This is a genomic window from Candidatus Doudnabacteria bacterium (assembly GCA_037200925.1).
Classification (GTDB): domain Bacteria; phylum Patescibacteriota; class Doudnabacteria; order UBA920; family O2-02-FULL-48-8; genus JBDTSL01.
This window is the reverse complement of record JBBCGO010000001.1, coordinates 665,045-689,627: the sequence shown is the minus strand read 5'-3', so window position 1 is coordinate 689,627 and position 24,583 is coordinate 665,045. Positions and strand designations below refer to the sequence as shown.

35 protein-coding genes and 4 tRNA genes are annotated in these 24,583 nt (G+C 45.9%); 3 read left to right on the top strand and 36 right to left on the bottom strand.

Going from position 1 to position 24,583, the window contains the following annotated elements:
* Nucleotides 1–6 precede the first annotated feature (6 nt).
* The 23 genes from WDN47_04025 to WDN47_03915 all read right to left on the bottom strand — a co-directional run bounded on the left by WDN47_04025 (nt 7) and on the right by WDN47_03915 (nt 18,229).
* Entirely contained in the window at nt 7–444 is a 438-nt protein-coding gene (locus WDN47_04025) for a pilin (protein MEJ0021715.1), read from the bottom strand.
* Nucleotides 445–481: 37 nt separating this feature from the next.
* A complete protein-coding gene (locus WDN47_04020) occupies nt 482–1,792 on the bottom strand; it encodes an extracellular solute-binding protein (protein ID MEJ0021714.1) in 1,311 nt (436 codons plus the stop codon).
* Between the two features lie 63 nt (nt 1,793–1,855).
* Nucleotides 1,856–2,761 (bottom strand): UTP--glucose-1-phosphate uridylyltransferase, encoded by a 906-nt coding sequence (locus tag WDN47_04015; protein ID MEJ0021713.1) that lies wholly within the window; start codon nt 2,759–2,761, stop codon nt 1,856–1,858.
* Between the two features lie 12 nt (nt 2,762–2,773).
* A complete protein-coding gene (locus tag WDN47_04010; protein ID MEJ0021712.1) occupies nt 2,774–4,294 on the bottom strand; it encodes a YifB family Mg chelatase-like AAA ATPase in 1,521 nt (506 codons plus the stop codon).
* A 40-nt stretch (nt 4,295–4,334) separates the two neighbouring features.
* A complete protein-coding gene (locus WDN47_04005) occupies nt 4,335–4,568 on the bottom strand; it encodes a DUF3276 family protein (protein MEJ0021711.1) in 234 nt (77 codons plus the stop codon).
* 4 nt (nt 4,569–4,572) lie between these two features.
* A complete protein-coding gene (locus tag WDN47_04000) occupies nt 4,573–4,755 on the bottom strand; it encodes a hypothetical protein (GenBank protein ID MEJ0021710.1) in 183 nt (60 codons plus the stop codon).
* Nucleotides 4,756–4,757: 2 nt separating this feature from the next.
* Complete coding sequence (lexA, locus tag WDN47_03995; protein ID MEJ0021709.1) at nt 4,758–5,372, bottom strand: transcriptional repressor LexA; 615 nt, start codon at nt 5,370–5,372, stop codon at nt 4,758–4,760.
* 243 nt (nt 5,373–5,615) lie between these two features.
* Nucleotides 5,616–5,690 (bottom strand) — tRNA-Ile (locus tag WDN47_03990).
* Between the two features lie 27 nt (nt 5,691–5,717).
* Nucleotides 5,718–6,467, bottom strand: a complete 750-nt coding sequence (locus WDN47_03985) for an ROK family protein (protein MEJ0021708.1) — start codon at nt 6,465–6,467, stop codon at nt 5,718–5,720.
* Nucleotides 6,464–6,883 (bottom strand): signal peptidase II, encoded by a 420-nt coding sequence (lspA, locus tag WDN47_03980; GenBank protein ID MEJ0021707.1) that lies wholly within the window; start codon nt 6,881–6,883, stop codon nt 6,464–6,466. The genes WDN47_03985 and lspA overlap by 4 nt, the downstream gene beginning before the upstream one ends.
* Entirely contained in the window at nt 6,883–7,236 is a 354-nt protein-coding gene (locus WDN47_03975; protein ID MEJ0021706.1) for a TraR/DksA C4-type zinc finger protein, read from the bottom strand. The genes lspA and WDN47_03975 overlap by 1 nt, the downstream gene beginning before the upstream one ends.
* Nucleotides 7,237–7,892: 656 nt before the next feature.
* Complete coding sequence (gene recA / locus WDN47_03970) at nt 7,893–8,924, bottom strand: recombinase RecA (protein MEJ0021705.1); 1,032 nt, start codon at nt 8,922–8,924, stop codon at nt 7,893–7,895.
* A 63-nt stretch (nt 8,925–8,987) separates the two neighbouring features.
* A complete protein-coding gene (locus tag WDN47_03965; GenBank protein ID MEJ0021704.1) occupies nt 8,988–9,881 on the bottom strand; it encodes a RodZ domain-containing protein in 894 nt (297 codons plus the stop codon).
* Between the two features lie 33 nt (nt 9,882–9,914).
* Complete coding sequence (gene rhuM / locus WDN47_03960) at nt 9,915–10,919, bottom strand: RhuM family protein (GenBank protein MEJ0021703.1); 1,005 nt, start codon at nt 10,917–10,919, stop codon at nt 9,915–9,917.
* Nucleotides 10,920–11,056: 137 nt separating this feature from the next.
* On the bottom strand, nt 11,057–13,252 hold the full coding sequence (locus tag WDN47_03955; protein ID MEJ0021702.1) for a DNA translocase FtsK 4TM domain-containing protein: 2,196 nt from the start codon (nt 13,250–13,252) through the stop codon (nt 11,057–11,059).
* A gap of 44 nt (nt 13,253–13,296) precedes the next feature.
* Complete coding sequence (locus tag WDN47_03950; protein ID MEJ0021701.1) at nt 13,297–14,250, bottom strand: bifunctional oligoribonuclease/PAP phosphatase NrnA; 954 nt, start codon at nt 14,248–14,250, stop codon at nt 13,297–13,299.
* A complete protein-coding gene (locus WDN47_03945; GenBank protein ID MEJ0021700.1) occupies nt 14,240–14,572 on the bottom strand; it encodes a ribosome-binding factor A in 333 nt (110 codons plus the stop codon). Before WDN47_03945 ends, WDN47_03950 begins: the two co-directional genes overlap by 11 nt.
* Nucleotides 14,573–14,574: 2 nt before the next feature.
* Nucleotides 14,575–16,173, bottom strand: coding sequence for a translation initiation factor IF-2 (gene infB / locus WDN47_03940; protein ID MEJ0021699.1), 1,599 nt, complete (start codon nt 16,171–16,173; stop codon nt 14,575–14,577).
* 28 nt (nt 16,174–16,201) lie between these two features.
* Complete coding sequence (locus WDN47_03935) at nt 16,202–16,309, bottom strand: translation initiation factor IF-2 N-terminal domain-containing protein (GenBank protein MEJ0021698.1); 108 nt, start codon at nt 16,307–16,309, stop codon at nt 16,202–16,204.
* Nucleotides 16,294–16,500, bottom strand: coding sequence for a hypothetical protein (locus tag WDN47_03930; protein MEJ0021697.1), 207 nt, complete (start codon nt 16,498–16,500; stop codon nt 16,294–16,296). The genes WDN47_03935 and WDN47_03930 overlap by 16 nt, the downstream gene beginning before the upstream one ends.
* Before the next feature lie 113 nt (nt 16,501–16,613).
* A complete protein-coding gene (locus tag WDN47_03925) occupies nt 16,614–17,057 on the bottom strand; it encodes an Hsp20/alpha crystallin family protein (protein MEJ0021696.1) in 444 nt (147 codons plus the stop codon).
* Nucleotides 17,058–17,144: 87 nt separating this feature from the next.
* A complete protein-coding gene (locus tag WDN47_03920) occupies nt 17,145–18,086 on the bottom strand; it encodes a glycosyltransferase (GenBank protein MEJ0021695.1) in 942 nt (313 codons plus the stop codon).
* Complete coding sequence (locus WDN47_03915) at nt 18,080–18,229, bottom strand: hypothetical protein (GenBank protein ID MEJ0021694.1); 150 nt, start codon at nt 18,227–18,229, stop codon at nt 18,080–18,082. Before WDN47_03915 ends, WDN47_03920 begins: the two co-directional genes overlap by 7 nt.
* 146 nt (nt 18,230–18,375) lie before the next feature.
* Here WDN47_03915 and WDN47_03910 point away from each other — a divergent pair, with 146 nt between their 5' ends.
* A complete protein-coding gene (locus WDN47_03910; GenBank protein ID MEJ0021693.1) occupies nt 18,376–18,693 on the top strand; it encodes a hypothetical protein in 318 nt (105 codons plus the stop codon).
* Between the two features lie 54 nt (nt 18,694–18,747).
* Here the strand turns inward: WDN47_03910 and WDN47_03905 are convergent, their stop codons facing one another.
* The 11 genes from WDN47_03905 to WDN47_03855 all read right to left on the bottom strand — a co-directional run bounded on the left by WDN47_03905 (nt 18,748) and on the right by WDN47_03855 (nt 23,321).
* A complete protein-coding gene (locus tag WDN47_03905) occupies nt 18,748–18,918 on the bottom strand; it encodes a hypothetical protein (protein MEJ0021692.1) in 171 nt (56 codons plus the stop codon).
* Between the two features lie 19 nt (nt 18,919–18,937).
* A complete protein-coding gene (locus WDN47_03900) occupies nt 18,938–19,369 on the bottom strand; it encodes an SRPBCC family protein (GenBank protein MEJ0021691.1) in 432 nt (143 codons plus the stop codon).
* A gap of 366 nt (nt 19,370–19,735) precedes the next feature.
* Nucleotides 19,736–19,882 (bottom strand): hypothetical protein, encoded by a 147-nt coding sequence (locus WDN47_03895; protein MEJ0021690.1) that lies wholly within the window; start codon nt 19,880–19,882, stop codon nt 19,736–19,738.
* Nucleotides 19,872–20,447, bottom strand: a complete 576-nt coding sequence (locus tag WDN47_03890) for a hypothetical protein (GenBank protein MEJ0021689.1) — start codon at nt 20,445–20,447, stop codon at nt 19,872–19,874. The genes WDN47_03895 and WDN47_03890 overlap by 11 nt, the downstream gene beginning before the upstream one ends.
* Before the next feature lie 62 nt (nt 20,448–20,509).
* A complete protein-coding gene (locus WDN47_03885) occupies nt 20,510–20,680 on the bottom strand; it encodes a YdeI/OmpD-associated family protein (protein ID MEJ0021688.1) in 171 nt (56 codons plus the stop codon).
* Nucleotides 20,637–21,086: a bacteriocin-protection protein, YdeI/OmpD-associated family gene (locus tag WDN47_03880; protein ID MEJ0021687.1), complete on the bottom strand. Its 450-nt coding sequence runs from the start codon at nt 21,084–21,086 to the stop codon at nt 20,637–20,639. Before WDN47_03880 ends, WDN47_03885 begins: the two co-directional genes overlap by 44 nt.
* A 3-nt stretch (nt 21,087–21,089) precedes the next feature.
* Nucleotides 21,090–21,431: a YbjQ family protein gene (locus WDN47_03875; GenBank protein ID MEJ0021686.1), complete on the bottom strand. Its 342-nt coding sequence runs from the start codon at nt 21,429–21,431 to the stop codon at nt 21,090–21,092.
* A gap of 104 nt (nt 21,432–21,535) precedes the next feature.
* A tRNA-Ser gene (locus WDN47_03870) sits at nt 21,536–21,625 on the bottom strand.
* Nucleotides 21,626–21,974: 349 nt separating this feature from the next.
* Nucleotides 21,975–22,664: a ribonuclease HII gene (locus tag WDN47_03865; protein ID MEJ0021685.1), complete on the bottom strand. Its 690-nt coding sequence runs from the start codon at nt 22,662–22,664 to the stop codon at nt 21,975–21,977.
* Nucleotides 22,665–22,668: 4 nt separating this feature from the next.
* Complete coding sequence (locus WDN47_03860) at nt 22,669–22,932, bottom strand: hypothetical protein (GenBank protein ID MEJ0021684.1); 264 nt, start codon at nt 22,930–22,932, stop codon at nt 22,669–22,671.
* 8 nt (nt 22,933–22,940) lie between these two features.
* On the bottom strand, nt 22,941–23,321 hold the full coding sequence (locus WDN47_03855) for a VOC family protein (protein MEJ0021683.1): 381 nt from the start codon (nt 23,319–23,321) through the stop codon (nt 22,941–22,943).
* 103 nt (nt 23,322–23,424) lie between these two features.
* Between WDN47_03855 and WDN47_03850 the strand changes: the two genes are divergently transcribed.
* Nucleotides 23,425–23,499: transfer RNA gene (locus WDN47_03850), tRNA-Arg, on the top strand.
* A 1-nt stretch (nt 23,500) separates the two neighbouring features.
* Nucleotides 23,501–23,576, top strand: a tRNA-Ala gene (locus WDN47_03845).
* Between the two features lie 153 nt (nt 23,577–23,729).
* On the opposite strand, the gene WDN47_03840 is transcribed toward WDN47_03845, so the two are convergent.
* Together WDN47_03840 and WDN47_03835 are read right to left on the bottom strand one after the other, a co-directional pair.
* A complete protein-coding gene (locus WDN47_03840; GenBank protein ID MEJ0021682.1) occupies nt 23,730–23,927 on the bottom strand; it encodes a hypothetical protein in 198 nt (65 codons plus the stop codon).
* 211 nt (nt 23,928–24,138) lie between these two features.
* On the bottom strand, nt 24,139–24,570 hold the full coding sequence (locus WDN47_03835; GenBank protein MEJ0021681.1) for an NUDIX domain-containing protein: 432 nt from the start codon (nt 24,568–24,570) through the stop codon (nt 24,139–24,141).
* Between the last annotated feature and the right edge of the window lie 13 nt (nt 24,571–24,583).

Here is a 24,583-nt window from a genome sequence, read left to right as displayed (position 1 = left end):
ATTACGTTAGGGCAAAAACTTAATAATGCTCTTTGAATCACTCCCGCTAAAATTAAAATTGTAGCCGGTAAAGGAAGCTACAACGAAATTAAGCAGAACAAAAGCGACCAGCACTAAAAAAAATCCGACAAGTGCCTGGCGCAAAGTTTCTTTACCGTTGGCAATGCCTTCAGAGTTCCCGAATGCAGAGATCATCTTATAAGCGCCCCAAAAAACAAAAAATGTCGCCACCAGCCAAGAAAAACCCAGAAGCAGATTGATCACCCGGATCAAAAGCACGACCAAGTCCTGGAAATCGCACGGGTTCGTGACTACTCCCGCACTATCAGTTTGTCCGCATTGAACTAATCCGATATCTGCATGAACCGGTCGGGCCGTCACAGCCAAAGTTACTAAAACAAAAAAAACCAGAATAGCAATTTTTGTCTTTTGATTTTCTTTCATCTAAAGCTTTAAGTGTTGCCGGTATTATACCAAAAACCTATTTATTTTGCAAATCCAGATTGATCTGCTGGGCGGCATTGTTCAGGGCATCCTGCGGCTGAAAATTCCGCAGGATCACATCGTCAATCATTTTGAGAAACACGCTCTCGAACAAGTTGGCATCTTTCTTGTAAACACTTCTGGCGGTCAGGGCATTTTCCGCAAACACGCCGATATCCGTATCCGGTACTTGCTGGGGCAACATATCTTTTCGCGAGGCCACGAGCTGATGCTTGGCATAATATTTGGTCAGCTCCGCGTTGCTGGAAATAAAATTCAAAAAATCCCAGGCAGCAGCCGTATTCTTTGAAGATTTGGAAACCGCTTCGCCCCAATAATTCGCAAAATTAACTTTTGTAGCCTGATCGCTGACCTGAGGAACTGCGGACACGCCCCAATTCAGGTTCGGCGACTTTGACCGGATCATCGGCTCCATATACTGGTAGCCGAGCATCATGGCGACCTTGCCTTGGGTAAAGGCGTCAATGCTGTAGTCGGATTTTGAATTCCAAGTGTAAGAAACTTTTGACGGGTCGGCAAACTGGGTATAGAAAGCCAAAGCTGTGGCGCCCGGATTAAATCCTTCGCTGCTACCGGGTAAATTCTGCTGCTGGTCGAAAGTCGCCGTATTCAAATCATCGGAATAAAACTTAGTGCCGTTTTGGATCATGAGCAGGTTTAAAATATCTACGGCGCGGCTGACATTGCCGGAGGTACCCATTGCCACGCCTGACCGGCTAAAGACGCCGGGCTGGGCCACCTTGGTGATTTTCTCCACATCGCTGACCAGTTCCGGCCAGGTCGCGGGAGGCTGGGCAATACCGGCTGAACCTAAAATATCCTTGTTGTAATAAAGCGCCAGCAAATCCACTGACAGCGGGATCGCATAGATCTTATTATCCTCCACAAAATCTGATGAGGCCACATCCACAAAATTATCACTATATGTCCTCAGGCTGATCAAATTATCAGGAGCGGGCGCAATCTTATCCGAGTGCTTGGCCAGCCAGTCATTGTGAATGGAAAAAATATCAGGACCGTTGCCTGCGGCGATCGCATTGACCAGATCCTGTTCGTAAGTCGAAGGGTCTTTTTTTACGAAAGTTATAGAGACGTTTTTATGTGTGGTTTGATAATCATTGATAAAATCCTGGACATTTTCCGTATCCTCAAAGGTCTTCCACCAAACCAGTTCGATTTTTCCATTATTGGTAGGGGCGGGTTTGGAGCCGGATGTAAAAAACAAGACACCTCCCAGAATGAGGAGTAAAACCAAAACCCCGCCTATGATGTAGTATTTTTTTTCCATGTTTTGTTTCTGGTATTTTTATGACCTGAATTTATTTTACAATAATATGAGTAAAAAGGCAAACTACGGAAGTTTAAGCTCTTTCAAATACTCCCTGAACTCTGCACTCAGATCATCGTGCTTTAAACCGAATTCCACCACGGCTTTCAGATATTCGAGCTTATTGCCGCAGTCATAATACTTGCCATTTTTGATTTCTAAAGCATAGCAATCTTTATTTTGTTCAAGCATTACATTCAGGGCATCTATATAAAGAAATTCCTTTGTGGTATTTTCTTTTATCCATCGCCGAAGCGCTTCCTCCAACGCCTCAAACATCTCCGGCCCATAAATCGCACCGCCAATGATGGCAAGGTCCGAATCAATTTTACCCTTACCGGGCTTTTCTACAGTTGTTCTGATCTTCAAAACTTCGGGACTCAACTTGGTACCGGTAGCATACCCATAGCGCTTGTAATCCTCTTCTTTATCGGCGCGGATAGCGGATAAAACAGCACTGCCTCCTAATTTTTCATAAGCGCTGACCAGCTGCTGACCGCGGGTTGGACTTGCTTCCACAAAATCATCCCCCCACAATACCATGAACGGCTCATCGCCGATCAAATGCTTGGCGTTCAAAATAGCAGTCCCGGTTCCCAAAGGACCTTTTTGTCGAAGGTAAGTGAAGTTGGCCAAGTTGGCAATTCTTCTTATTTCTTCCAGTTCTTGGGTCTTGCCCGTTTCTTGCAATCTTTTTTCCAATTCAAACGGATAATCAAAATGGTCCTCGATATTTCGCTTTGACCAACCGGTAACAATAATTACATCTTCGATTCCTGCCGAAACCGCATCTTCAACAACATATTGAATGATCGGTTTATCAACAATGGGCAACATTTCCTTAGGCTGGGCTTTGGTGGCCGGCAAAAACCGCGTACCGAATCCGGCCGCGGGAATTACAGCTTTGCGAACCTTTTTAGTAATAGACATTGCCCATACATTCTACTCCACCTGCGGACGGTATTGCAACGCTTCGGCCAAATGATTCATGGCGATATCCGCTTCCCCGGCCAGATCAGCGATGGTTCGGGCAAGTTTCAAGATCCTGTGATATGAACGGGCTGATAAATACATTTTAATGACCGCGGTTTTCATAAAATTCTGTTCTGCCGATCCTAATCCGCAATATTCCTTTATCTCGCGAATGGTCATTTCAGAATTTGTTTTAATTTCTGATAAATTTTTAAATCTGCTGGTTTGAACGTCACGGGCTTTTTGGACCCTTTCCTGAATGTGGTCTGAAGCCTCTCCGCCTTCTTCAGCCGAAAGTTTGTCATATTCGATCCTCCCCACCTCCACATGCAGATCGATCCGGTCAAGCAGGGGTCCTGAGATTTTCTTGTGATACTTCATGATCTGCCCCGGTGTGCAGATGCAGCTTTTGGTCGGATCAGAGTAGTATCCGCAAGGACACGGATTTTGCGCAGCCACCAAAGTAAATTGTGCCGGGAAAGTAACAGTGGCATGCGCGCGCGCAACGGTCACTAACCCGTCCTCCAAAGGCTGCCGCAAATTTTCCAAAACATTCCGCGAAAATTCCGGAAATTCATCCAAGAACAAAACACCGCGGTGCGACAGCGAAATCTCACCCGGCTTGGGATTGGTCCCTCCTCCAACCAGAGCCACCCCGGAAGTCGTATGATGCGGGCTGCGGAATGGGCGCAATGTTATCAGGGTTTTATTCGCGCCAAGCAAGCCGGCTATGCTGTAGATCTTGGTAATTTCCAGAACTTCGTCCACGGTAAGTTTCGGTAATATGGATGGCAGGGCTTTCGCCAATAATGTCTTGCCTGTGCCCGGAGGTCCTGACAGCAGAATATTATGCCCGCCGGCCGCTGCAATTTCAAGCGCCCGCTTGGCAACTTCTTGCCCCTTGATCAGCTGCATATCAAATGTTGCTTCCGGCATCTGCAATATTTTCTGCCAATCTGCAGATTTTACCGATTCAAGCTTGATCAAACCCTGCAAAAATCCCACTACCTCGTATAAACTTTTTATAGGAATGATCTCAATATCGGTGACCAAGCTTGCTTCACGGCTGTTCGCTTTGGGAATAAACACTTGTTTAAATCCTTTTTCTCTGGCCATAAGCAAAATAGGCAAGACGCCTGAAACCGGCCTTAAATTGCCGTCTAGAGCTAATTCCCCGAGAAATAGTTTATCTTTTGGTTCAAAAAATACTTGTCCGGAATTTAAAAGCACTGATAGCGCGATCGGCAGATCGTAATGTGTGCCGTTCTTCGGCACGTCAGCCGGCGCCAGATTGATAGCCACGCGGTTGCGCGGAAATATCGCGCTGGAATTCTTGATCGCGGACTTCACGCGTTCGCGGGCTTCCTGCACGGCCGTGTCCGGAAGTCCGACGACGATCGTAGCCGGAAGGCCCGAAGAAATATCAACTTCCACTTCCACTACATCGGCGCTTAATCCCACCAAGGCGGCTGAAAAAACTTTAGTTGTCATTTTATTAATAAAAGCCCCGACTGTTGGTCAGGGCTTTTCGTTATTTGGCTTGGTTCACAAAACCCATGACCTCGTCCACAGCTTGGCGAAAATCGTTCATTTCGCTGTCAAAGATTGTCATATAACTTTTCTTCTTTTCTCCATCCTTACTGATGGATGATTCCGTGATCTTGATATACGGTTTGGCCTCTTTCGTATTCTTGACGTCAAAGAAGAAAGTTCGGCGGCCATTGCTGACCCTGGTGGAAAATAACGCTGGCGCAAATTCTTGCATATATTTAATTGGTCAGGAGCAATCCGTTGAACCGGTCGTTGACGATCAAAGGGATCCCAGAAAGACTGTCAAGCTCGTGCATTATATTTTGCAGCTTACAGCTATGAGTCACTTCATTCGCGCAATGGGCGCAAAGACCCTTCAATTGGTCCAAGACCTGGAATTTTTGTTTCTCAAATTCGCTCATAATTACTCCAACCTTCTTATTACTCCGATTACTTTGCCCTGGATCGACCATTCGTGCTCAGGGTATATATTTGGATAATCTTTATTCTCCGCTTTCAAATAAAACTTATTGTCTTTTTTTACCAGACGCTTGACCGTTGCTTCGTCTTCCAGGAGGGCAACCACAATATCATTGATGTCCGCGATCTTCTGCTGCTTCACGATCACCAGGTCTCCGTTTAGAATTCCCGCATCCTTCATGCTCATGCCCATAACTTTCAGTAAAAATACATCCTTGCGCCCGCGAACCATGCTCACCGGCAGGTTCAGCCAGTCTTCTATCTGTTCCTCAGCCAGCATGGGCAATCCTGCGGTAATGCGCCCGATCACAGGCAGGCTTATTGTGCCCAGACCCATCGGTTCACCGTCCGGATTTAAAACTTCTATTCCCCGAGCCTTATGCGATCTGCGGATATATCCTTTATCTTCCAGAATCCGGAGCAGTTTTGCCACTGCGTTTTTAGATTTAACTTTGAGGCTTTTGGCGATCTCCGAAATAGACGGAGGAAGGCCTGTATCTTGGATTTCATGGGTCAATAGGTCTAATAATTGTTTTTGCTTTGGAGTAAGTTCATTCATATGGTTTTGAGAAGGGGTTCGAAGAAACCAGTATTACTTCGGCGGCGGTGAAATAACACCAGTTTCTTCGCCTCATCCCTCCTGAACTTAATGGTATACGAACGTTCACCTAGTGTCAAGAGGCTTTATTTTGGGCAAAATTAAAAAGCCTTTCGGCTTTATCCACAGAACTTTTGGTGCGCCTGCCTGGACTCGCCCGATCATCCGATCGGGCGTCCGGTCGAATGACCGGACGAACTTATTTGGTGCGCGCGCTAGGATTCGAACCTAGGACCCGATGTGTATAAGACATCTGCTCTACCGCTGAGCTACGCGCGCTCGTCGCATTATTATATTCTGTTTCAGCTATTGATTCAACACGCTTAAGGCCGCACCCAGAACGCCGGGATTTGCCATTTTGGAGATCTTGACCGGCGTTTTGTTCTTATATCCGCCGACATTGACCGTCAATTTATTGGCCATTTCAGCCATACCTGAAAGTTTAGACCAGCCCCCTCCCAAAACAATGATATCGGGGTTCCAGCTTAATACGACTGTATCCAAAATGGTTTTTAGATACTTCTTGGTTTCGGCTGCTGTTTTGAACTGGCCGGCATTGTGCCGATGATCCCGGAGCATTTTTCCGTCCAACAGCACAATATGCTCCATTTCTCCGGCAATGCCGTCTTTGCCAAAGTAAACCCTTTTGTCGCTTATGAGGCCCACCCCTATCCCTGTTCCTAAAACAACTCCGGCGACAACATCAAACTTTTTGCCGGCTCCCGCTATAGCTTCGGCTAACGCAAAAGCTTTGGCATCATTTATGACAGTTGCCTCTAATTTGAATCTTTTTTCCAATATTTGCTTAATATTGGCCGATTCGAAATTTTTGATATTCGGCAGCTTGATAACTGTGCCGTCAGTCAAAACCTGCCCCGGCATGCCAAGGCCGACTGCTTCAAATTTATCGTAAGTGCTTATCAGATCAAACAATTGACCCAGCAGGTCTGTTTGAGAAGTTTGCGAAACCGTCACATCCATTACTTTCAGGTTTTCATCCACTAAGCCCGAGGCGATCTTGGTGCCGCCGACATCAATCCCTAAAATATATTTCATATTTCTATTATATCCTTTGGCTTTGATTGCGTAAATATTATAATTATCAACCCGATGACAACGAACGCGTCCGCTAAGTTAAATGTAAATCCCAAACCCAGATCCAGAAAATCCCGGACGTATCCTAAGTACAGCCGGTCAATGATATTGGAAATGGCACCTGCAAAGATCAGTACAAAAACAATTTTTCCCCGCCATGACAGTTCGGCCTGATGAGAAAAATAATAATACAAAAAAAATATTAGTGCTGCCGCTACAATGATCAAATTCGGCAGCAGGCCGAAATTCAAAGAAAATCCCAAGCCGTAATTTTTTACCAAGTGCACATGCATGAAACCCACAAAAAAATCACGAGGGCTGAAAATCAGTTTCGTGATCTGGTCAACGACAATTAACGCAAAAATTTTCTTATGCATTACTTTGCATGTTTGATGCAGGTTTCGGCAGCGGGTTCTGCCCTAAGGCGCGCTTCGTCGATATCTTCTCCGCCGACCAAGCACTTGCCGTAAGTATTGTCGGCAATTCTTTGCAGAGCAGCCACCACTTTTTTTAAGCGCACATCCAGATCTTCAGTGACCGAAAGGTCGTTGCCGAATTGTTCGGACTCATGCGCGCTCTCGCTTTCCCTGGTTCCGACCTCATCATACTTCGGCCTGCGTCCGCCCGGAATTTCCGAATCAGGCACAGTGTCGCGGTTCAGGATCGTCTGGATGCGCTTTTGTTCGTCCAGAAGCTTGGCTTTGTTTTCTTTGATCAGTGTTTGGTTCATATAAATAAAGTATACAGGAAACCGGGCAACAAAAAAAGCCTCATTCTTTAGGCTCTGTATCTTTGAAGGTTATTGGGTACAGAGCGGATCATACCGCCCGATAAAAAATTATGTGGCGAGATCCGCCCTGTGGGCGATCTCTACTGAAGTTCATCTCCGCTTGCAGGCTACGGGGCTTGAAATTTGTCTTAAGAAAATTTTGTCCTTAAGTATCAAGCTCCAAAGCCTGAAGCAGAGGTCAACATTCGTATGTAGAAACCGTAAAAAGAACACTTATATATCTAACCGCTTTATAAGACGAAGTTCTTCACTGTTCTTGTGGTAGAGAACTACCTAACAATTTTTGTTTTATGTTTGTTTTATTTTTATACAAACGATTTTTATTTTTGTTTTACAATCAGCTGGGTTAGAACAGCTATGACGAATAGTGGAGAACGCAGGAAGTTCAATTTTTAAGCTTCCGGCTTTCTCCGCTAATGCTTTTTTCAATTTTCAAGGTTCTGTCCGGTATTGATAGAGCCAGTATAGCAGAAAAATTAAGCGTTGTCAATAATTTGCTCCCAAAATAAAAAAATATATTGATTTACTGAGCTTTTTTAATTTTTTTCAGTGAAACTAACAGGCTTATTCACAATTTTTTGGCAAAAAAATCCTGTTTAGGAGGCCACGGGCACCCATTCCTGGTCTTTAGACCGGGTCCGCACCGCTTTTTCTATGTCGTGAGCTACCTTTGGATTGTCTTTCAGGAAGTTCTTGGCATTTTCCCGCCCGACTCCCACCTTAACTTCGCCAAAACTGTAAGTGTTGCCGCTTTTGGCCAGGACATTATACTGCACCCCGGTGTCCAGCAGGTCACCGGCATAAGAAATGCCGCCTTCGCCGAACATGATATCAAATTCCGTGGTCCGGAAAGGCGCAGCAACTTTGTTCTTCACGATCTTGGCCTTCACCCGGTTGCCCATGATGACATCGCCCTGTTTGATCTGGGCAAGCTTGCGCACTTCGATGCGGACCGAGGAATAAAACTTCAGAGCCTGCCCGCCGGTAGTGGTTTCCGGGTTGCCGAACATCACTCCGATCTTCATTCGGATCTGGTTGATGAAAATTACGGTAGAATTGGATTTGGAAATGATCGCGGTCAGCTTGCGCAGGGCCTGGCTCATGAGGCGCGCATGCAAGCCCATGTGCGAGTCGCCCATATCTCCTTCTATCTCCGCGCGCGGTGTTAAGGCGGCAACAGAATCAACCACAATAATTTCAACGCTGTTTGATCTCACCAAAGCTTCCACGATATCCAACGCCTGCTCGCCGTTGTCAGGCTGGGAAATCAAAAGTTTATCGATCTTCACGCCCACGGCTTTGGCGCGGTCAGGATCGAGAGCATGTTCCGCATCCACGAACGCGGCAACTCCTCCGCGCTTTTGGACCTCGGCCACGATGTGCATGGCCAGCGTAGTTTTGCCGGAAGCTTCAGGTCCGTAAATTTCTATAATGCGCCCTTTCGGAATTCCGCCAACACCCAATGCCAGATCCAAAGACAGGCATCCGGTGGGGATGACTTCCACATTCATGGTCTTGGCTTTCTGCAGGGTCATGATCGAACCCTCGCCGAATTTTTCCCTGATCGAGGACAGTGTTTCTTCCAGATTCAATTTTTCCGAACTTTTAGTATCATTGCTTTTCGCCATATACTTTTTCTTTCCCGCCGCCTATTTAATATTATTTATTATAAATGATTGCCGGCTAAATTACTACTGCGAACTAAATTGCACGTTGCGGATGACTTCGCCTTCACGACCGAGTTTTCCCAGATCCTTGCCGTTGTAGATCACTTGTGTAGAGCCGGCGTCGGCTGAAGTTAAAATAATTTCGTCCTTTGCCGAAACCGTTTTGGTCGCACCTGCCAGCATGGTCCCTCTTTGGATCACGATGCCGTCCGCCTCCAGATATACCCATGCGCTGTTCGGTCCGGTTTGAATGGTCAGGTTCACTGCCTGCTTCGGCGCGACAACGGCGCTGACCGGCTCGCTGATGATCTGTCTTGTGATCTTGCTGACTTTGTTGAATTTATTTTTTTCCGAGATCTCAATGATATTAAGGCCAGTGTTGAGCAATAAATTTTCCGTGAACTGGCCGGTCGAATCGGTCAGTACCGGCTGGTTGTTGATCGAAACCTCGGCCCCGGGTTCGGCTGCGCCTGAGACCACAATACTGTTGCTGGTCACGGTTTGGTCTGAACTAGGCTCATCTATTGCCAGATGCGGCGGAGCCAGGATAGAGCGGATCTCTGTCGCCACATAGCCCAGCGCGGCCAAAGCTACCAGTAAACTTAAGCCTAGAATAATGATCTTCGGATTCAACGAAAGCTTGCTTTGGGTATTTTTGGCCCGAGGTTGTGCTACTTCGAATCCGCGTTCTTTTTCATACTGATCGATCAGGATCTGTTCTTTTATACGGTAAAGATTGGCCAGGCTTTTCAAAAAACCCCGGATATAGACATCGGCCGGCAGGACATCAAAATTGCCCGCTTCCAAGTACTCTATATATGAAGGCTTGATCTGGGTTAAGAGACTGACGGTTTTCAGGTCCAAATTCAGCTGCGTGCGCACTTGAACCAGATATTCGCCGAGCGTGTCGATCTTCACCGCTTTAGTTTTAAATAAAGCGCCAGCAGGCATCTATTTTTTGTTAATCAGATTCACTATCAATTTTACCATGACATCTTTCTGTGCCGGCTTCGACTCGGCCACGAGCAGGGTCACGGCGGTGAGCGCCGAATCATTGATCTTGCGTTCGCCCCGCTTATTGATCAGAAAATTATTCTGGACCAGGAACAAAATGAACAGCAATGCCCCGATCCGTTTGTTGCCGTCCACGAACGGATGGTTTTTTACGGCAAAGTATAAAAGATGAGCGGCTTTTTCTTCCAGGGTCGGATACACATCTTTGCCTCCCAAGCTTTGTTTGACGTTGCCCAAAAGTGACAGCAGTTTTTCCGACACTTCCGTTCCGAACAGCTCGCTGGCTTCATCGTCTTTCATCAGGCGCTGTTTGAACCGCACGATGGATTTTTTGATCTGCTCATATTCCAAATGCTTCGTGGTTTTTTTATTTCCTTCCAAAGCCAAAGTTCCGGCATCGAACTGATAAAAAGTCAGCCATGTATTGGCATAGTCAGTGATAATATTCAAAAGTTCTTTTTCATAACCTTCGAGCCTCTTAACAGAAAGAGCTTGCTGCATCAAGCCGACTGCCTGTTGAAGCTCCTTGAGCTTTATTTCTTCGTTTTCTTTCAAACGCTTTTCATTGACCAGATAACCTTTCAGCAAATAATCACGCAATCTCTGCGTGGCCCATATCCGAAATTGCGTACCGCGCTTGGAATTGACCCGATAGCCCACCGAGATGATCATGTCGAGGTTATAAAACTCAATTTCGCGTTTCACTTCACGATTGCCTTCTTTTTGAACTGTTGCAAAAAATGCAACTGTTGCATTTTGGCTAAGTTCAGCCTCTTTATAGATATTTTGGATATGCCTTGAGATAACCGACTTGTCTCTTTGGAACAAATCAGTCATTTGCTGTAAATTAAGCCAAACGGTCTCATTCTCAAGAGTAACTTGTAGCTCAGGCCCTTCTTCAGCCTTATAAATAACAATTTCGCCTTTGTTTTCTTCAGTCATAAGTATCTTTCTGCCGCCCAATTAGTCCCTAAACCCACACACCAAATTTTGGTGTGTGGGTAAATAATACCACAAAATACAAAAGCGGCTTTTTCAGCCGCCTGATAAAGTAATCCTAAATCCGAGCAATCAAATTGTCAACTATCATAATCTCCCTTTTGCGCTTTTTCGAATTCTTCTTCTTCGGAAACTTCCACGGCACCCTCGCTGCCGTAAACTTCCCGGGGTTTGGCGCCTTCACCGGGACCGATCAATCCTTTGTCTTCCATCAGATCCAGAAGCCTGGCCGCTCTGGCATAGCCGACTCTTAGTCTTCGTTGCAATAAAGATGCTGATGCTTTGCCTGCGTTTTGAACCACTTCAATTGCTTCCGCCATCAGCTCATCATCGTCCTCATCGTCTGAATTTTCAAATCCTGGAACACTGACGCCTCTGATTGGCTTCTCCACGATCGACTCATCATAAATAGTATTGCCGGTCTGCTCTTTAATAAAATCTACCACCCGCTTGATCTCTTTTTCCGCAACAAATGTTCCCTGCACACGCTTAGGTTTGGTAAATTCTGCGGTGACATAGAGCATGTCCCCCAAGCCCAAAAGTTTTTCAGCTCCGGATGAGTCCAGGATCGTCCGCGAATCAACTTGCGACGCTACGGCAAATGCCATACGAGAGGTGATATTGGCTTTGATCAATCCTGTGATGACATCAACCGAAGGCCTTTGGGTTGCCACCACCAAATGAATGCCTACAGCCCGGGCCATCTGCGCCAATCTGACGATAGTCGCTTCCACTTCATTCTGGGCAACGCTCATCAGATCAGCCAATTCATCCACCACAATTACCAAGTATGGCAGCTTAAGAAGCGAAGCGCTGTTATATTCGGCGATACTCCGTTTATGGACCTCGGACAACAATTTATATCGCCTGTCCATCTCAGCCACGGCCCACTTCAGGGCGTTTACGGCTTTCTGGTGGTCAGTTATCACCGGCGTCATCAGATGCGGTAGGCCATTATACAAAGCCAGCTCCACTCTTTTCGGGTCAATGATGATCAATTTCACTTCCGAAGGAGTCACGCGATACATCAGGCTGATAAGAAAAGAATTGATGGCCACAGACTTGCCGGTACCCGTCGCTCCCGCGATCAGCAAATGCGGCATGCGGGAAAGATCAGCTATCATCGGATGCCCTGCCACGTCGCGCCCTAAGGCAAAGGCCAGTTTTGAAGGCTGCTCTGCGAATGCGGCATGCGAAATGAGTTCCTTAAGACGGACCAGGGCTGTGGATTTGTTAGGGATCTCAATTCCGACCAGAGCCTTGCCCGGGATCGGCAATTCCATGCGCACCGATTTGGCTGCCAAAGCCAAAGCCAAATCGTTTTGCAGGCTGGCGATCTGGGAAAGTTTTACGCCGACAGCGGGACGGAAAGTATACTGGGTCACGGTCGGGCCGACATTAACTTCTCCCATCTCCACGTCGATCCCAAAATCATTCAGAGTTTTTTGGATGATCGCTACATTGGCTTCAATATTGCCTGAATCAACCTTGGTTTTCGCTTCATCCAAAAGATCCAGCGGCGGAAATTTCCAGTTCTTGTCCTCCGGTGCCGTCATTTTGACCCTCTTCGATGTCTTTAATTCATCCAATCCGTTGACCGTAACCTCAGGCCGGTCTCTGGAAACGATCTTATTGAGCTCGCCCACGCTTTCTTTTGTAAATCCGGCATTGGCGGCATTGTTTATCCGCAGTTTGCCGTTGGTTTTTTGTTTACTGTCCAAAACTTCTCTTTTACGGAACAGATCCGAAAAAGAAATATTGAATGTGACTAAAAAAGAAACCATGATCCCGGCGATCAAGATCACCATACTTGCGGCAAAACCCATCAGATGCATCAGCGGATAGCTGGTCAAAACTCCCAGGTAGCCCCCGCCCCGGCCGGATTTCACCAGATCAAATGCCAAATTCACATCCGTGCGGATGACCCACAAATGCAGAACTCCGGTAAGCGTCAGGAGCAAAAGCACGGCGCCGACATACGCATGCGTGGAAACGGTGGATGCTTCTTCCTCGGGCTTTTGGCGGAACAGAGCGATCGCCACGAATAAAAAAATGATCGGGACCAAATATGCCACCCATCCAAAGGCCAGTTTCAGAACCTGATTCGCCACATTACCAAACGGACCTGCCAGATTAGCCAAGCTTAAGGTAAACAAAATGGCTAGAACCGTAAAAAACACCATGGCCACAGTTTTACGCGTGCCGCTTTTCAGATTCAGCTGCGGCCGTTTGAAATTTGAGAAATCGTAATCGTCTTGGTTTCGTTTTTTTGCCATAAAGTATGTTTATTTTAACATAAATGCGTACTACTCACTACTAACTATTTTATACGCCAATTATCTCCTTCTCGGGTAAGCTTGCCGTTGATCTTAAACCCGGATGCCAGTTTGTGACCGCCGCCGCCGAAAGATTTGGCGATCTTGGATACATCCACTTTTTTATTCAGCTCAGAACGAAGACTGCCTTTGACCACGCTGCCGTCCTGCCGCAGCAGCAGCGCGAAACGTGCTTGCGGTATATTGTTCAATAGTTCCACGAATCCATCCAGATCCTCATCAGTCGCGCCGATCTCTTTCAGATCATCTTCCGTCAGCACTGAGAACACCATCTTTTTTTCCGGATCAAACCGGGCGTTCTCCAGACCTTTGGACCAGGCTTTGATCGTGGTAGGCCTTTTTTTACCAATGGTCTGCAGAGCGATCTTATCGATCCTGGCCCCTTTTTTCAAAAGCTCGGATGCCACTTCCAATGCGCTGGCGGAAGTATTGGCATGCTTGAACCCTCCGGTGTCGGTGAAAATCCCGGTCAGCATCGCGGTGGCCATATTTTTATCGATCTCCGCGCTGGCAAACTTCAAAAAATAATAAACCAGTTCAGCCACAGCCGCGGTATCAGGGTCCACGATATTAACGGTGCCGAAGTTTGTGTTATCAGGATGATGGTCAAAATTAATGATCGGGCTGCCGATATTCTGAAGTTGTCTTAGACCCGTGCGCTCGATTTTATTGCAGCCGAAACTGATCAGCAGATCCGGATCTAAATTTTCCAACTGCGATTTAACCTCATCCGAATCCGGCAAAAATATCAAATTATTCGGCACGCCGCCCTTTATCACTACCTGAACTTTTTTGTCTAATTGTTTTAAATATCCAAACACAGCTAAAGCTGACCCCAGATCATCCCCGTCTGTGCCTTCATGCGTGGTCAAAAGGATCTTATCGGAAGATTTGATCAGATCCAGCGCTTTCTTAAAATTGTACGTATTATTCTTCATGGGTCTTGCGTAAAAGTTCATTGATCTTGGCCGCATACTCTTCACCGTGGTCCATCACGAATTTGATCTTCGGCACGAACTTCATGGTCAGTTCCCGGTTCAACTGCTTTTGCAGATCTCGCAGATTTTCACCGATTATTTTCAGCACCTCAGTTTGTTTTTTTCCATCTCCCATCACAGTGATCCACACTTTGCTCCATTTCAAATCCGGCGTGACCTCAACTTTACTGATAGTGGTCAGCGCGGGCAGTTCAAGCAGTTTAAGATATTCACCAATTTTTTCATGCATCAAAGATGCGACTTTTTCGGTCCGTCTGCTCATTTTTACAAAGTTTTTTTCCTGATAGTTTCTTCAAACATAACCAGCACATCGCCGGCTTCTATCTTATTTGAAGTCTTAACGCTGGAGCCGAATTCCGATCCATGCAAAACTTCGCGGGTCTTAATCTTATTTTGCTGCAATTCCAAAACCTGCCCTTTCCCTACCATCTCATCGCCGCGTTTGATCTCAAACTCTGCCCCGTCCTTGATCTTTCCTTCAGCCACATTGCCGCCGATGATCATTTTGTCTTTTTCCGTGCGGAAGATCGCGAGGACCTTGGCGCGGCCCAGGTCTGTGCGCAAAACTTCAGGCGTCAGCATCTCGACCACCTGGCGCGTTAGGTCTTCGATCAATTCGTAGATAATGTCATATTGCTGGACAACCACATTTTTTGCCTGCGCCAGTTTAGCGGCCTGGACATTCAGGCGGGTATGGAACCCTATGATCACGGCATTCGCGGCCGCGGCTCGCAGCACATCGTTCTCCGTGATCTCGCCTGCGCCTTCTTCCAGAATGTTCAGCTTGACCTCGGTGTTCTTGAGTTTATTCAAAGCTTCGTTGATGGCTTCAAGACTGCCGAGCACATCAACTTTAATGATCAGGTTCAGGTCCTTGCCGGTCAGGTTCAACTTTTTTTTGCTGACAGCCATTTTTTTGGCCCTTTCCGATTTGATGATGCTTTCAGCATAAGCCTTGGCTTCATCCGCAGTAGTGTAAGTTTTGAGCACGTCACCGGCAGACGGTACGTCTGAAAGTCCGGTGATCAGCACAGCCGAGGAGGGCCCGGCGGATTTCACTTTCGCGCCTTTGGGATCGGTCATGGACCGGATCTTGCCGTAAGCGCGGCCCACAGCCACAAAATCGGATAAATTCAAGGTGCCGTTCTGGACCAGAATAGTCGCGATCGAACCTAAGGTTCTGGAAAGATGCGATTCTATCACCGTGCCTAATGCGGCTCCCGATGGGTTGGCCTTCAGGTCTAAGACTTCCGATTGCAATAAGATCAGATCCAAAAGATCGTCCACGCCGGCGCCGCTTAACGCCGAGATTTTGGCAACCGGCGTCGTGCCGGCCCATTCTTCAACCAGCACGCCGTAATCCGCCAGTTCTTTTTTTACCCGTTCAACATTGGCATCCGGCCGATCAACTTTATTGATCGCCACGATCATTGGAGTGGCCGTGAGTTTTGCGCGGTTGATGACCTCGATCGTCTGCGGTTTGACGCCATCGTCTGCAGCTACAACCAAAACAATAATGTCCGTGACATTTGCGCCGCGGGCGCGCATGGCCGCGAACGCCTCATGCCCGGGAGTGTCCAAAAATGTGATGAGCTTGCCGTTGCGGTTCACCTGATAAGCTCCGATGTGCTGTGTGATGCCGCCGGATTCGGTATCCACGACCTTGGTCGAGCGGATCATATCCAGCAAAGTGGTTTTGCCGTGGTCCACATGACCCATGATCGCCACGATCGGCGGCCGGGTGATAAATTCAGCGGGTTTTTCCGCCTGTTCTTTTTTTACTTCATCCGCCACATAACCCAAACCCAATCTGGTCGTGGTCTCCTGGGTTTCAGAAACATTAAAGCCCAGATCTGACGCCACAATTGCAGCCGTATCATAATCAATTTCTTCATTTTATAGTGGCCATGACACCGTTTTGGATGAGCTTGCGGATAACAGCCGTCACATCCAAGTTCAATTTTGCGGCCAGATCCTTCACGCTCAATACTTTCGGCAAAGAAACTTCTTTGGGTGCACCCGGTTTGACCGTTCCGCCTTGGCTTGGCTTAGGGAATTGAGGATCTGTTTGGCCAACTGGTTATCGATCTTGTTGGCTCTCGGGGATACGTGAAAACCGGCCGCGGCAATCTTCGCCCGCAGCTGCATGGTCGGGATATTCAGTTGCTTAGATAATGTAGAGATGTCCATAAAATTTGAAAACTCATATACTATTATGCAGAAAAATTAGATATAAATCAAGTCTTGGAACTGCCAATTTAAAACCCTCGCCTTTTTGGCGAGGGCTATTTTGTTTTCTTTATTTAAACTTTAGCGCCTACTTTGATCTTTCGCGCTTTGGCCTTGGCCGCTTTTGGCAGGATGACGGTCAGAATTCCGTCCCTCAGATCGGCATTGACGCCTTCAATATCCACATCTACCGGCAGCACTACTGACCTGGAAAAACTCCCCCAATAACATTCCTGATAAAAATAATCCTCGCTGGAAGCGTCAAAATCCCGCTTGCGCTCGCCGCGGATGGTGACCATATCATTGGCGATCGTCACATCAATATCTTCGGGCCGAACTCCGGCGATGGTTGATTTGATGATGACGTTATCTTTGGTCTGGTACATATCGATGGTCAGCTGGCCTTCATATTCGGAGAGCCAGTCTTCCTGCGAGCCCGTGGCCTGCGGTCCGACTTCATTTTCATCAGTTTCCTGCATCCCTTCTTCCGCTTCCTCCGATATGGTTTGCGTTCCCATAAGTTTGTTGATTAAATTCTTATCTTTGGCATAAATACTGCTTAATCTTGTAGTTAGATATTAGTTTATTGAAGTTCTAATGTCAAATTAAATCTCTTGATAATTTTTTACCGTAATTCCGCCATATTTTTCAGGTTCTTCCGGCCGGATCCTGCCAATGGCAGAGGCCACGGAAACCGCTCCTTTAGGAGCGATCAGCTTACTGAAAGCATGTTCCCAGTCTTTTTTCAACTTGCCATCGAGGATCTGCTCCACAAAAAATACCGCCTCCGTAGGATTGCGGGCATACTGCGCAATATTATTCCGGACCAAATATTCCAGATTGCTCTGCTCATGCCCCGGGTGAATGTTGGTCAGAATGATGGGCAATTTTTTCAGCAAAGCCTCGCCCATTGTCGGCCCACCGGTTTTGCCGACCATCACATCCGCAGCTGACATCAGAACATCCATATTATCCGCATATCCCAGTATCTTCACCGGATGCGGACCCGGAGGAGAGATTTTTTCCAATTCCGTCTTCAATTCCTGGTTCAAACCGCATACCACCAGGATCTGAAAACTTCTGGGGGAACGCAGCAGCCTGGTGAACACGGCTTTAACTCCCATCCGCGGTCTGGCCCCGTTAAACAGCAAGATCACAGGCATCGTGGTTAACAACCCGGCTTCCCTTCTGGCCTGATCTTTATCGATCTTAGCATTGAACTTTTCGGCCAGGATCATGCCGGTGACTGCGATCTTCTCTTTCGGAACTCCGAGCTTGATTAGGTCCGAAACCTGCTCGGCAATGGCGCACAAGTACAGATCAACCTCATGATAAACCCAAAATGTATGCGTATGAAAATCGGAAAATACGGCCACCAGCCGGCCTTGATACAGCCCTTTTGATTTCAAATGGGCGACGATGCCGGTGGAGATGGTTTGAGTGCTGATGACGATATACGGCTGGAACTCCCGCAAAAGTTCCAGGACATTTTTGGATTTTAGACCGGCGAGGGGCTTCCTCAGCGGCAGGCTGATCCAATTCACCATTTTTGAACTATACAAAAATCCCAGATGAAAGAAAATTCCTCCATTATCTTCAGGTAGATCTTTTCCAGGACTCTGTTCGTGCTTCCGCCGATGATCTTCTGCACATCTTCAACCCGTACATCATAATTTCCCGTCGCTTCCAATTTCTCTCCAATATTAACTGCTGTAGCCTTAATGCCGTGACCAACGGAAGTGTGTAAAATTAAAATTTTTGTTTTCAGGGGAGTTCTTTTAATTGCTTTAATTTTAGCAAAAGAATATATTATATGTAAGTAATTAAACAATCTTTATGGACACAAACACTAAATCAAACAATACGGTTATGGGTATTCTGGCCTATCTTGGCATTTTGGTCATTATTCCGCTGTTAACCGACTCCAGAAACAATCCGTTCGTAAAATTTCACGTCAAGCAGGGCTTGGTGCTTTTAATATGTGATGTCATTGTTGGCCTATTTTGGCAGACCCGCGTTCTGGGTTGGGTGCTTGTGCCGCTTCTTCAATTCGCTATTTTCGTTTTGGTCGTCATTGGGATCATCAATGTCTTAAACAAACAAATGAAAGAATTGCCGCTGATCGGCCAACTGGCTTCCAACTTTAAATTCTGATCCTTTCTAACAAATAAAAAAACTCCCCGGTCGGGAGTTTTTTTATTTCTCAAACTAATGAACCAAAGTCCTAATAGCCTCGCCCAAGTAGTAAGGCCATATGATGACAGCCAGTACTCCCTGCCAAAACATCAGATGCATAAATCCGATCGTAAACAACCATCCGATACCCCAGACTACGCCTTTGCCCCCGTGCTCTACAACCTTGACCTTTATATTGTCCATAAAAAAACTTCTTAATGACTTATTTCTCAACGATTTTTTTCAAACTTTGCAAAACTTGATTCCAGTTGCCTTCGGAATGCTTCGCTGATTCCTCGGTTGCATTCCCCTCTTGGGTGATCGTAAGTTTGGTCCCGCCGCCGGACGGGTCCAATTTGTAACTTACTTTCTGATAGCTTTCCGGCACATCCGGCGTGCCTGACATGGAGCTCCAATAAGTGCTGACCAGCAATTTTTCCGGCTCAATTTCCAAGATCGTGCCTTTGTCTTCATATTTCTTACCTTCCCACTCACCTTTATATCTGATCTCGCCGCCGATCTTCCATTCCGTGACCGACATATCTGTCCCGTAGAGCCACTGTTTGACCATGACAGGATCGGTCAGCGCCTGCCAGACTTCGTGCGCCGGCGCCATGATCACTCCTTCACTTTTTGCGGTAAATTTTTCTGCCATAAATCTCCTTAATTTAATTTATTTAAAACTTGTTTCCAATATTCCTTCATTTTTTTCACATCAGACTCTTTTTTCAGTTTATGATGTTGGATTGCGACCTGAGTTTTATCTTTTCCTTTAGCGTAAAATGCGAAATCCATACGAGTTTGGTCTTTTGTAAAGATCGCTCGGATGTTTTTGCTTAAAGTTTTGGTAGTTATCTAATCGGCAGCTTTGCAGCCAGTACCTTACTGTACAGGACTGAGGCCGGCCTGTCAATTGTCTGACTTACCGAAGCTTCAAAACCGAAGATATTTTCATACTTTTTTCGCAAGCCTTTGTGCTGCTCATATGTGTTAGCCACCATTTGCGCCCACCAGTGCTTTTTCAAATGTTTATCATAAACAGCGCGGCGATCTTTGTATGATCTAATTTAAACGCTTTTTCTTTGTCCAAAAGCTTGAACCAAGAACCCCAATCTTTGCCCGTGGCCTTCTTTACCGCTTCGTCGCTGGTTGATGGTCTAAAGGTCATTTTTGTTAATCCTCGGATAATTCTCATATTTTGTTTTTTCCAATTCCCATTCTTTCGGCGACAGACATCTCTGGCTTTGGAAATTCAACCCCAGCATATTCAGAAATTTCACAAATTTTCCCGGTGGCAACAATATGCAGATTTGCTGGTATAGTGGAAAAAACAAATCTTCCGGTAAATTATTCAACTTCCAAATTTCCTGTAATTCTTTGAATTCATCGGGATGCAATTCAAGAGACATATTCCATGGTCCGTCATAATATGCAAATATAGGTTTTTCGGCTTCGGGAAGCTCTGACAAAACAAATCTCATATCGAATTCCCAGCCGGGCTTAGAATTCTTAGACACCCATTGAAGCAACTCCCCAGCTATTTCGGATTTTTTTAACTTTTCTTCCGGAAGCGGGCCCGTCTTCTCATTTTCGGTTACTTTTTTTTCGGCAAAATGGATTTTTACTTGGTAATAGTTTGCCCACTGAGCAATAGATTGCGCAGTTACTTCTATGGCCTTAATCACATCAAATCCTTCTTGGTGTATGTAAAATGTTTCGACTAAATACTGCATTTATTTCCTCAAATGCCTGCAAACTTTATATATTGTTTCGCTGTTTGGGTTTGCTTTGCATATTAATGAAATTTCTGGCCGTTCTTGAGCATCACAATAATATTCTTTATCTTTTTTTCTCTTGTTTCAGGTTTTTGAGTTGCGTTCAAGCGATAATAAATTGCATACTTATTCACTTTGTTCAGGCTTTCAAAAAACTTTTTCGCTTTCTTTTTCTTTCCCAGGGCTTCCAAGAAATCTTCCGGCAGTGTCGCACGGCTCTGCGGGTGATACGCATTCGCCCATCGGCCGTTCTTTTTTGGCTTCCGCAATAGCTGCCAAACCCGCAGGCTTCATGCGGCCGAGCTTCTTGAGCCTTGCAGTATGCGCAATGTTTGTTTTTGACCACACGCTTCGCTTCCTTCTGGGAGTAAACCTTTGTACATAGGATTTTTCATCGTACCGATTTGATTGTCCGTCAATCCAGCCGTAACAAAGCGCCGCGTCCAAGGCTTCCGCATAAACAATTGTTTTTACGCCTGAAGCTTTTTTGTAAAATCGCAGCCAAATGCCGTCTGGCTTACTATGATTTTTCGCCAGCCACTTTTCCCAATCCTTTTGGGTTTTAAAAGCTTTGACAGGCAGATCAAATTTAAGCATCACTTATTTCGGCTCTACCAGAACTGCTGTGCCGTAAGCCAAGACTTCGGTCACGCCCTGCATGATTTCCGTGGCGTCATAGCGGGCGCCGAGCACGGCATTAGCACCCATCTCGCCTGCGTGCTTCAGCATCAGATCAAAAGCATCCTCGCGGGTTTTTTCGCAAAGCTCAGTAAATAAGCTGATATTGCCGCCGAACAGCGTTTGCAGACCGGCGCCGATCGTTCCAAATATGGAACGGGAACGGACGACAATTCCCCGGGAAATCCCGAAATTTTTTACCACCCGAAAATTATCAAGCTCGAATGTCGTGGTGACCATATTGTGACCGACTATATTGTCCATATAATATAAATGTTAATATTATTTCTTGGCGGAAGGGGTGAGATTCGCCCCGTCATCCGACGGGGCGTCCGGTCGAATGACCGGACGAACCTTGCAAATTTCCTTGGCGGAGAGGGTGGGAGTCGAACCCACGAAGGGTGTAAACCCTTACCTGTTTTCGAAACAGGCGCACTAGACCACTATGCGACCTCTCCCTTAAACCGATTAATTATATCTCTATACTGCTGTTTTAACAATCTTCGGCCCTCAGTTGTTTTTAAAAACATTTCCCTGCGTTGAGCATCACTTTTTAGTGCATAGGCTTCGAAGCCTATTAGTTTCACGGGTCTATAATTGCGGGTAGACCCCACCTTCCCTAACTCATGCTCCTTCATTCGTATTTTTAAATCAGTACAAGAGCCTTTGTATATATCTCCGTTATTTAAAAACAAAAAATAAACGTAATACATAAGGTTGTTTTCGCCGGGTCATCCGACCCGGCGTCCGGTCGTATGACCGGACGAAACCGACGCATTCGACCACTCTGCCACGTCTCCGGAGCATTTATACTAACGTTAAAACATACTTTTGGAAATAGCTCAACGACTGAAACCTTTTTAAACACTGTTGAACGAATGTGAAACTGGTCCGGTGCACCGGTGTCACGCCAAATTTCAACAAAGCTTGTTTGTGGACTTTGGTTCCATATCCTTTGTGTTTCACAAATCCGTATTCAGGATAAATTTCGTGCAGCTCTGACAAAATTTTATCTCTGGCAACTTTGGCCACAATCGATGCAGCTGAAATTGAAAGTATCTTTTCATCGCCGGCAATTACCGATTGCTGTGGAACGGCAAGATTCTTTATTTTATGTATGCCGTCCAGAAATAAAAATCCCGGAAGTTTCCTCAATCCGTTCACTGATCTTTCCATGGCCAGCATCGCAGCCTGGTGAATATTTATTTCATCAATTGTTTCGTGTGAGACAACACCGACGGAAAAATCCAGGCAATGGTCCTTGATAAAATCAACAAGTTCGTTCCGTTCTTCTTCGTCCGTGGTCTTCGAATCGCGCACGCGATACCACCATTTGCTGCGACTTCTCTGCCTGCCGATGGACCGCGGATCCAGGATCACAGTGGCGGCAACCACAGGGCCGGCCAAAGGCGCGATCCCGACTTCATCGCATCCGGCAACCAAAGCAAAACCCTCTTCCATTTTTTGTGTTTCGTTTTTGTATGTCGGAAATTTCATTTTACTAAAATTCCATCAGTCGCGCGAGACCTGGGAAATCCTGTTTAAATTGCTCCAATTCTTCAGGAGTCCCTTTTAATTTTAGCTTGTGTTTCGGATCAATTAAAAAATTGACGATATCAGGAGTGACTTCCGAGGGAGTAATCTCAATTGTTGCCGGTTGGTCTTTTAAGGAATTTAGAAAAACCTTAAACTCCTCAGGAGAACTGTTCAAGTATTCCTGCGTAATATCCCGAGGCGGTTGTTGGGCTTCTTTATTTTCTCCCATATACTGTTTTATTTTGATTTATCGATTATTCCGATGACATTCCCCTCGCTGTCTTTAACCCGTGCGAATGAACCATTTGGAATAGGCATCTTAGGCGAGACTACACTGCCGCCTGCGCTTTCCACTTTCTTGATCGTCTCATCAATTGAATCCACACTGATCACAATTGCAGGCGCATGCGCTGTCGCGCTTCTCTGGAACATGCCGCCATTGATCGCGCCCTTGTCTTCTACCATATTGTCCTTATCTGTTTTGGCCGTATGCGCCAAAACATAGTTACCCATTTTCGCACCCAAGTCATTCAGTTCCCATCCAAAATTTTCTTTATAGAATTTCATTGCCCTATCTTTGTCGTCAAACGGGATCTCAAAGTGAACTACTTTATCCATAAAATAATAGTTAATTATCTGGTATCAAATTAACAGATTTATGTAATCTAATCAATCTTTACAATAACCAATAAAATCAGTAAAATAAGTTGCAGTTGGAGTCGCCTTCGTAGTTCAATGGATAGAACAGATCCGTCCTAAGGATAAAATGGGGGTTCGATTCCCTCCGAGGGCACCATGGGCCCTTAGCTCATTTGGTAGAGCGCTTCCATGGCATGGAAGAGGTGACCGGTTCGAGCCCGGTAGGGTCCACCAAAAAAGACTTCTGGAATATTTCAAGAGGTCTTTTTTGTTTGCTTTTTACTGATTGACACAAAAAATAAATTGATATAAGCTTAAAAATCAATATCAGGGAGGAAACTCGAGGCAAACAATTGCAATTTCCATAACTCAACAAGGAGTTGAGGTTTACATGAACATAAATTTGCCGATCAGCATCAATCTGCCTCCTATGCCTGATCCGTCAGACTTTCGTGACATGAGTGATTGCTGGGCGATTAACGTCTGGGAATACAAAGATGCTCTTGAGGCATGGGAACAGTCCGTGAAAACCATCGCCGAATCAGTGAAGTTAAGGAAGGCCGAGGGCTCGAGCCAGATAGTCATCAACATCCCTTCCATGCCAGTCCCCTCAGACTTTCGTAAAATATCGCTTACTTGGTACGCAGACGTTTGGTTGTACAAAGATGCTCTTGAGGCATGGAAACGATCCTCGAAAAACATCGCCACAGCCATAAAGTAGGGCAGGTATAAATTCAGCTAGACACAGGATCAAGGCTTTTAAGAAGCCGCCGCACGACTAATCTCCTGCGGTTTTTTATTTCAACTTTTCTTTGTATTTTTCAAGGAACTCAGGAAATTGGGAGTGCACGGGTTCAGGCAAATTTTCCAGCGTAAACCATTTCAGGTCGTCAAACTTATGCGGCTCTCCTATTTTTACATTCAAAGGATTTATCAAAACTTTATAATCAAGCGCAAGCCAATGCGTTTTTTGCCCATCATGCGCTCGGTGCACATCGCGAAACCCCAAAAATTCAAAACTTAGAACATCGGCACTGTATTCTTCCTTGATCTCTTTTTTCAAAGTGCCTTCAACTGTTTCACCAAACTCCACGCCCCCGCCGCCGATATCCCATCTGCCATTTTCATCCCGTGCCTGCTTGCTTCTTTTTCCCATCAAAACATTTCCTTTGCCGTCATGGCAAAAATAAACTACTGCGACTCCGATAAAATCAATTCCCTTTTTCATACAAAAAGTATAG

What these genes read in the sequence shown, in the direction of transcription:
- WDN47_04025 (MEJ0021715.1), bottom strand. Translation starts at nt 444, where the DNA reads ATGAAAGAAAATCAAAAGACAAAAATTGCTATTCTGGTTTTTTTTGTT.
- WDN47_04020 (MEJ0021714.1), bottom strand. Translation starts at nt 1,792, where the DNA reads ATGGAAAAAAAATACTACATCATAGGCGGGGTTTTGGTTTTACTCCTC.
- WDN47_04015 (MEJ0021713.1), bottom strand. Translation starts at nt 2,761, where the DNA reads ATGTCTATTACTAAAAAGGTTCGCAAAGCTGTAATTCCCGCGGCCGGA.
- WDN47_04010 (MEJ0021712.1), bottom strand. Translation starts at nt 4,294, where the DNA reads ATGACAACTAAAGTTTTTTCAGCCGCCTTGGTGGGATTAAGCGCCGAT.
- WDN47_04005 (MEJ0021711.1), bottom strand. Translation starts at nt 4,568, where the DNA reads ATGCAAGAATTTGCGCCAGCGTTATTTTCCACCAGGGTCAGCAATGGC.
- WDN47_04000 (MEJ0021710.1), bottom strand. Translation starts at nt 4,755, where the DNA reads ATGAGCGAATTTGAGAAACAAAAATTCCAGGTCTTGGACCAATTGAAG.
- lexA (MEJ0021709.1), bottom strand. Translation starts at nt 5,372, where the DNA reads ATGAATGAACTTACTCCAAAGCAAAAACAATTATTAGACCTATTGACC.
- WDN47_03985 (MEJ0021708.1), bottom strand. Translation starts at nt 6,467, where the DNA reads ATGAAATATATTTTAGGGATTGATGTCGGCGGCACCAAGATCGCCTCG.
- lspA (MEJ0021707.1), bottom strand. Translation starts at nt 6,883, where the DNA reads ATGCATAAGAAAATTTTTGCGTTAATTGTCGTTGACCAGATCACGAAA.
- WDN47_03975 (MEJ0021706.1), bottom strand. Translation starts at nt 7,236, where the DNA reads ATGAACCAAACACTGATCAAAGAAAACAAAGCCAAGCTTCTGGACGAA.
- recA (MEJ0021705.1), bottom strand. Translation starts at nt 8,924, where the DNA reads ATGGCGAAAAGCAATGATACTAAAAGTTCGGAAAAATTGAATCTGGAA.
- rhuM (MEJ0021703.1), bottom strand. Translation starts at nt 10,919, where the DNA reads ATGACTGAAGAAAACAAAGGCGAAATTGTTATTTATAAGGCTGAAGAA.
- WDN47_03955 (MEJ0021702.1), bottom strand. Translation starts at nt 13,252, where the DNA reads ATGGCAAAAAAACGAAACCAAGACGATTACGATTTCTCAAATTTCAAA.
- WDN47_03950 (MEJ0021701.1), bottom strand. Translation starts at nt 14,250, where the DNA reads ATGAAGAATAATACGTACAATTTTAAGAAAGCGCTGGATCTGATCAAA.
- WDN47_03945 (MEJ0021700.1), bottom strand. Translation starts at nt 14,572, where the DNA reads ATGAGCAGACGGACCGAAAAAGTCGCATCTTTGATGCATGAAAAAATT.
- WDN47_03930 (MEJ0021697.1), bottom strand. Translation starts at nt 16,500, where the DNA reads ATGGACATCTCTACATTATCTAAGCAACTGAATATCCCGACCATGCAG.
- WDN47_03925 (MEJ0021696.1), bottom strand. Translation starts at nt 17,057, where the DNA reads ATGGGAACGCAAACCATATCGGAGGAAGCGGAAGAAGGGATGCAGGAA.
- WDN47_03920 (MEJ0021695.1), bottom strand. Translation starts at nt 18,086, where the DNA reads ATGGTGAATTGGATCAGCCTGCCGCTGAGGAAGCCCCTCGCCGGTCTA.
- WDN47_03910 (MEJ0021693.1), top strand. Translation starts at nt 18,376, where the DNA reads ATGGACACAAACACTAAATCAAACAATACGGTTATGGGTATTCTGGCC.
- WDN47_03905 (MEJ0021692.1), bottom strand. Translation starts at nt 18,918, where the DNA reads ATGGACAATATAAAGGTCAAGGTTGTAGAGCACGGGGGCAAAGGCGTA.
- WDN47_03900 (MEJ0021691.1), bottom strand. Translation starts at nt 19,369, where the DNA reads ATGGCAGAAAAATTTACCGCAAAAAGTGAAGGAGTGATCATGGCGCCG.
- WDN47_03895 (MEJ0021690.1), bottom strand. Translation starts at nt 19,882, where the DNA reads ATGACCTTTAGACCATCAACCAGCGACGAAGCGGTAAAGAAGGCCACG.
- WDN47_03890 (MEJ0021689.1), bottom strand. Translation starts at nt 20,447, where the DNA reads ATGCAGTATTTAGTCGAAACATTTTACATACACCAAGAAGGATTTGAT.
- WDN47_03880 (MEJ0021687.1), bottom strand. Translation starts at nt 21,086, where the DNA reads ATGCTTAAATTTGATCTGCCTGTCAAAGCTTTTAAAACCCAAAAGGAT.
- WDN47_03875 (MEJ0021686.1), bottom strand. Translation starts at nt 21,431, where the DNA reads ATGGACAATATAGTCGGTCACAATATGGTCACCACGACATTCGAGCTT.
- WDN47_03865 (MEJ0021685.1), bottom strand. Translation starts at nt 22,664, where the DNA reads ATGAAATTTCCGACATACAAAAACGAAACACAAAAAATGGAAGAGGGT.
- WDN47_03860 (MEJ0021684.1), bottom strand. Translation starts at nt 22,932, where the DNA reads ATGGGAGAAAATAAAGAAGCCCAACAACCGCCTCGGGATATTACGCAG.
- WDN47_03855 (MEJ0021683.1), bottom strand. Translation starts at nt 23,321, where the DNA reads ATGGATAAAGTAGTTCACTTTGAGATCCCGTTTGACGACAAAGATAGG.
- WDN47_03840 (MEJ0021682.1), bottom strand. Translation starts at nt 23,927, where the DNA reads ATGACTATCTGGCTCGAGCCCTCGGCCTTCCTTAACTTCACTGATTCG.
- WDN47_03835 (MEJ0021681.1), bottom strand. Translation starts at nt 24,570, where the DNA reads ATGAAAAAGGGAATTGATTTTATCGGAGTCGCAGTAGTTTATTTTTGC.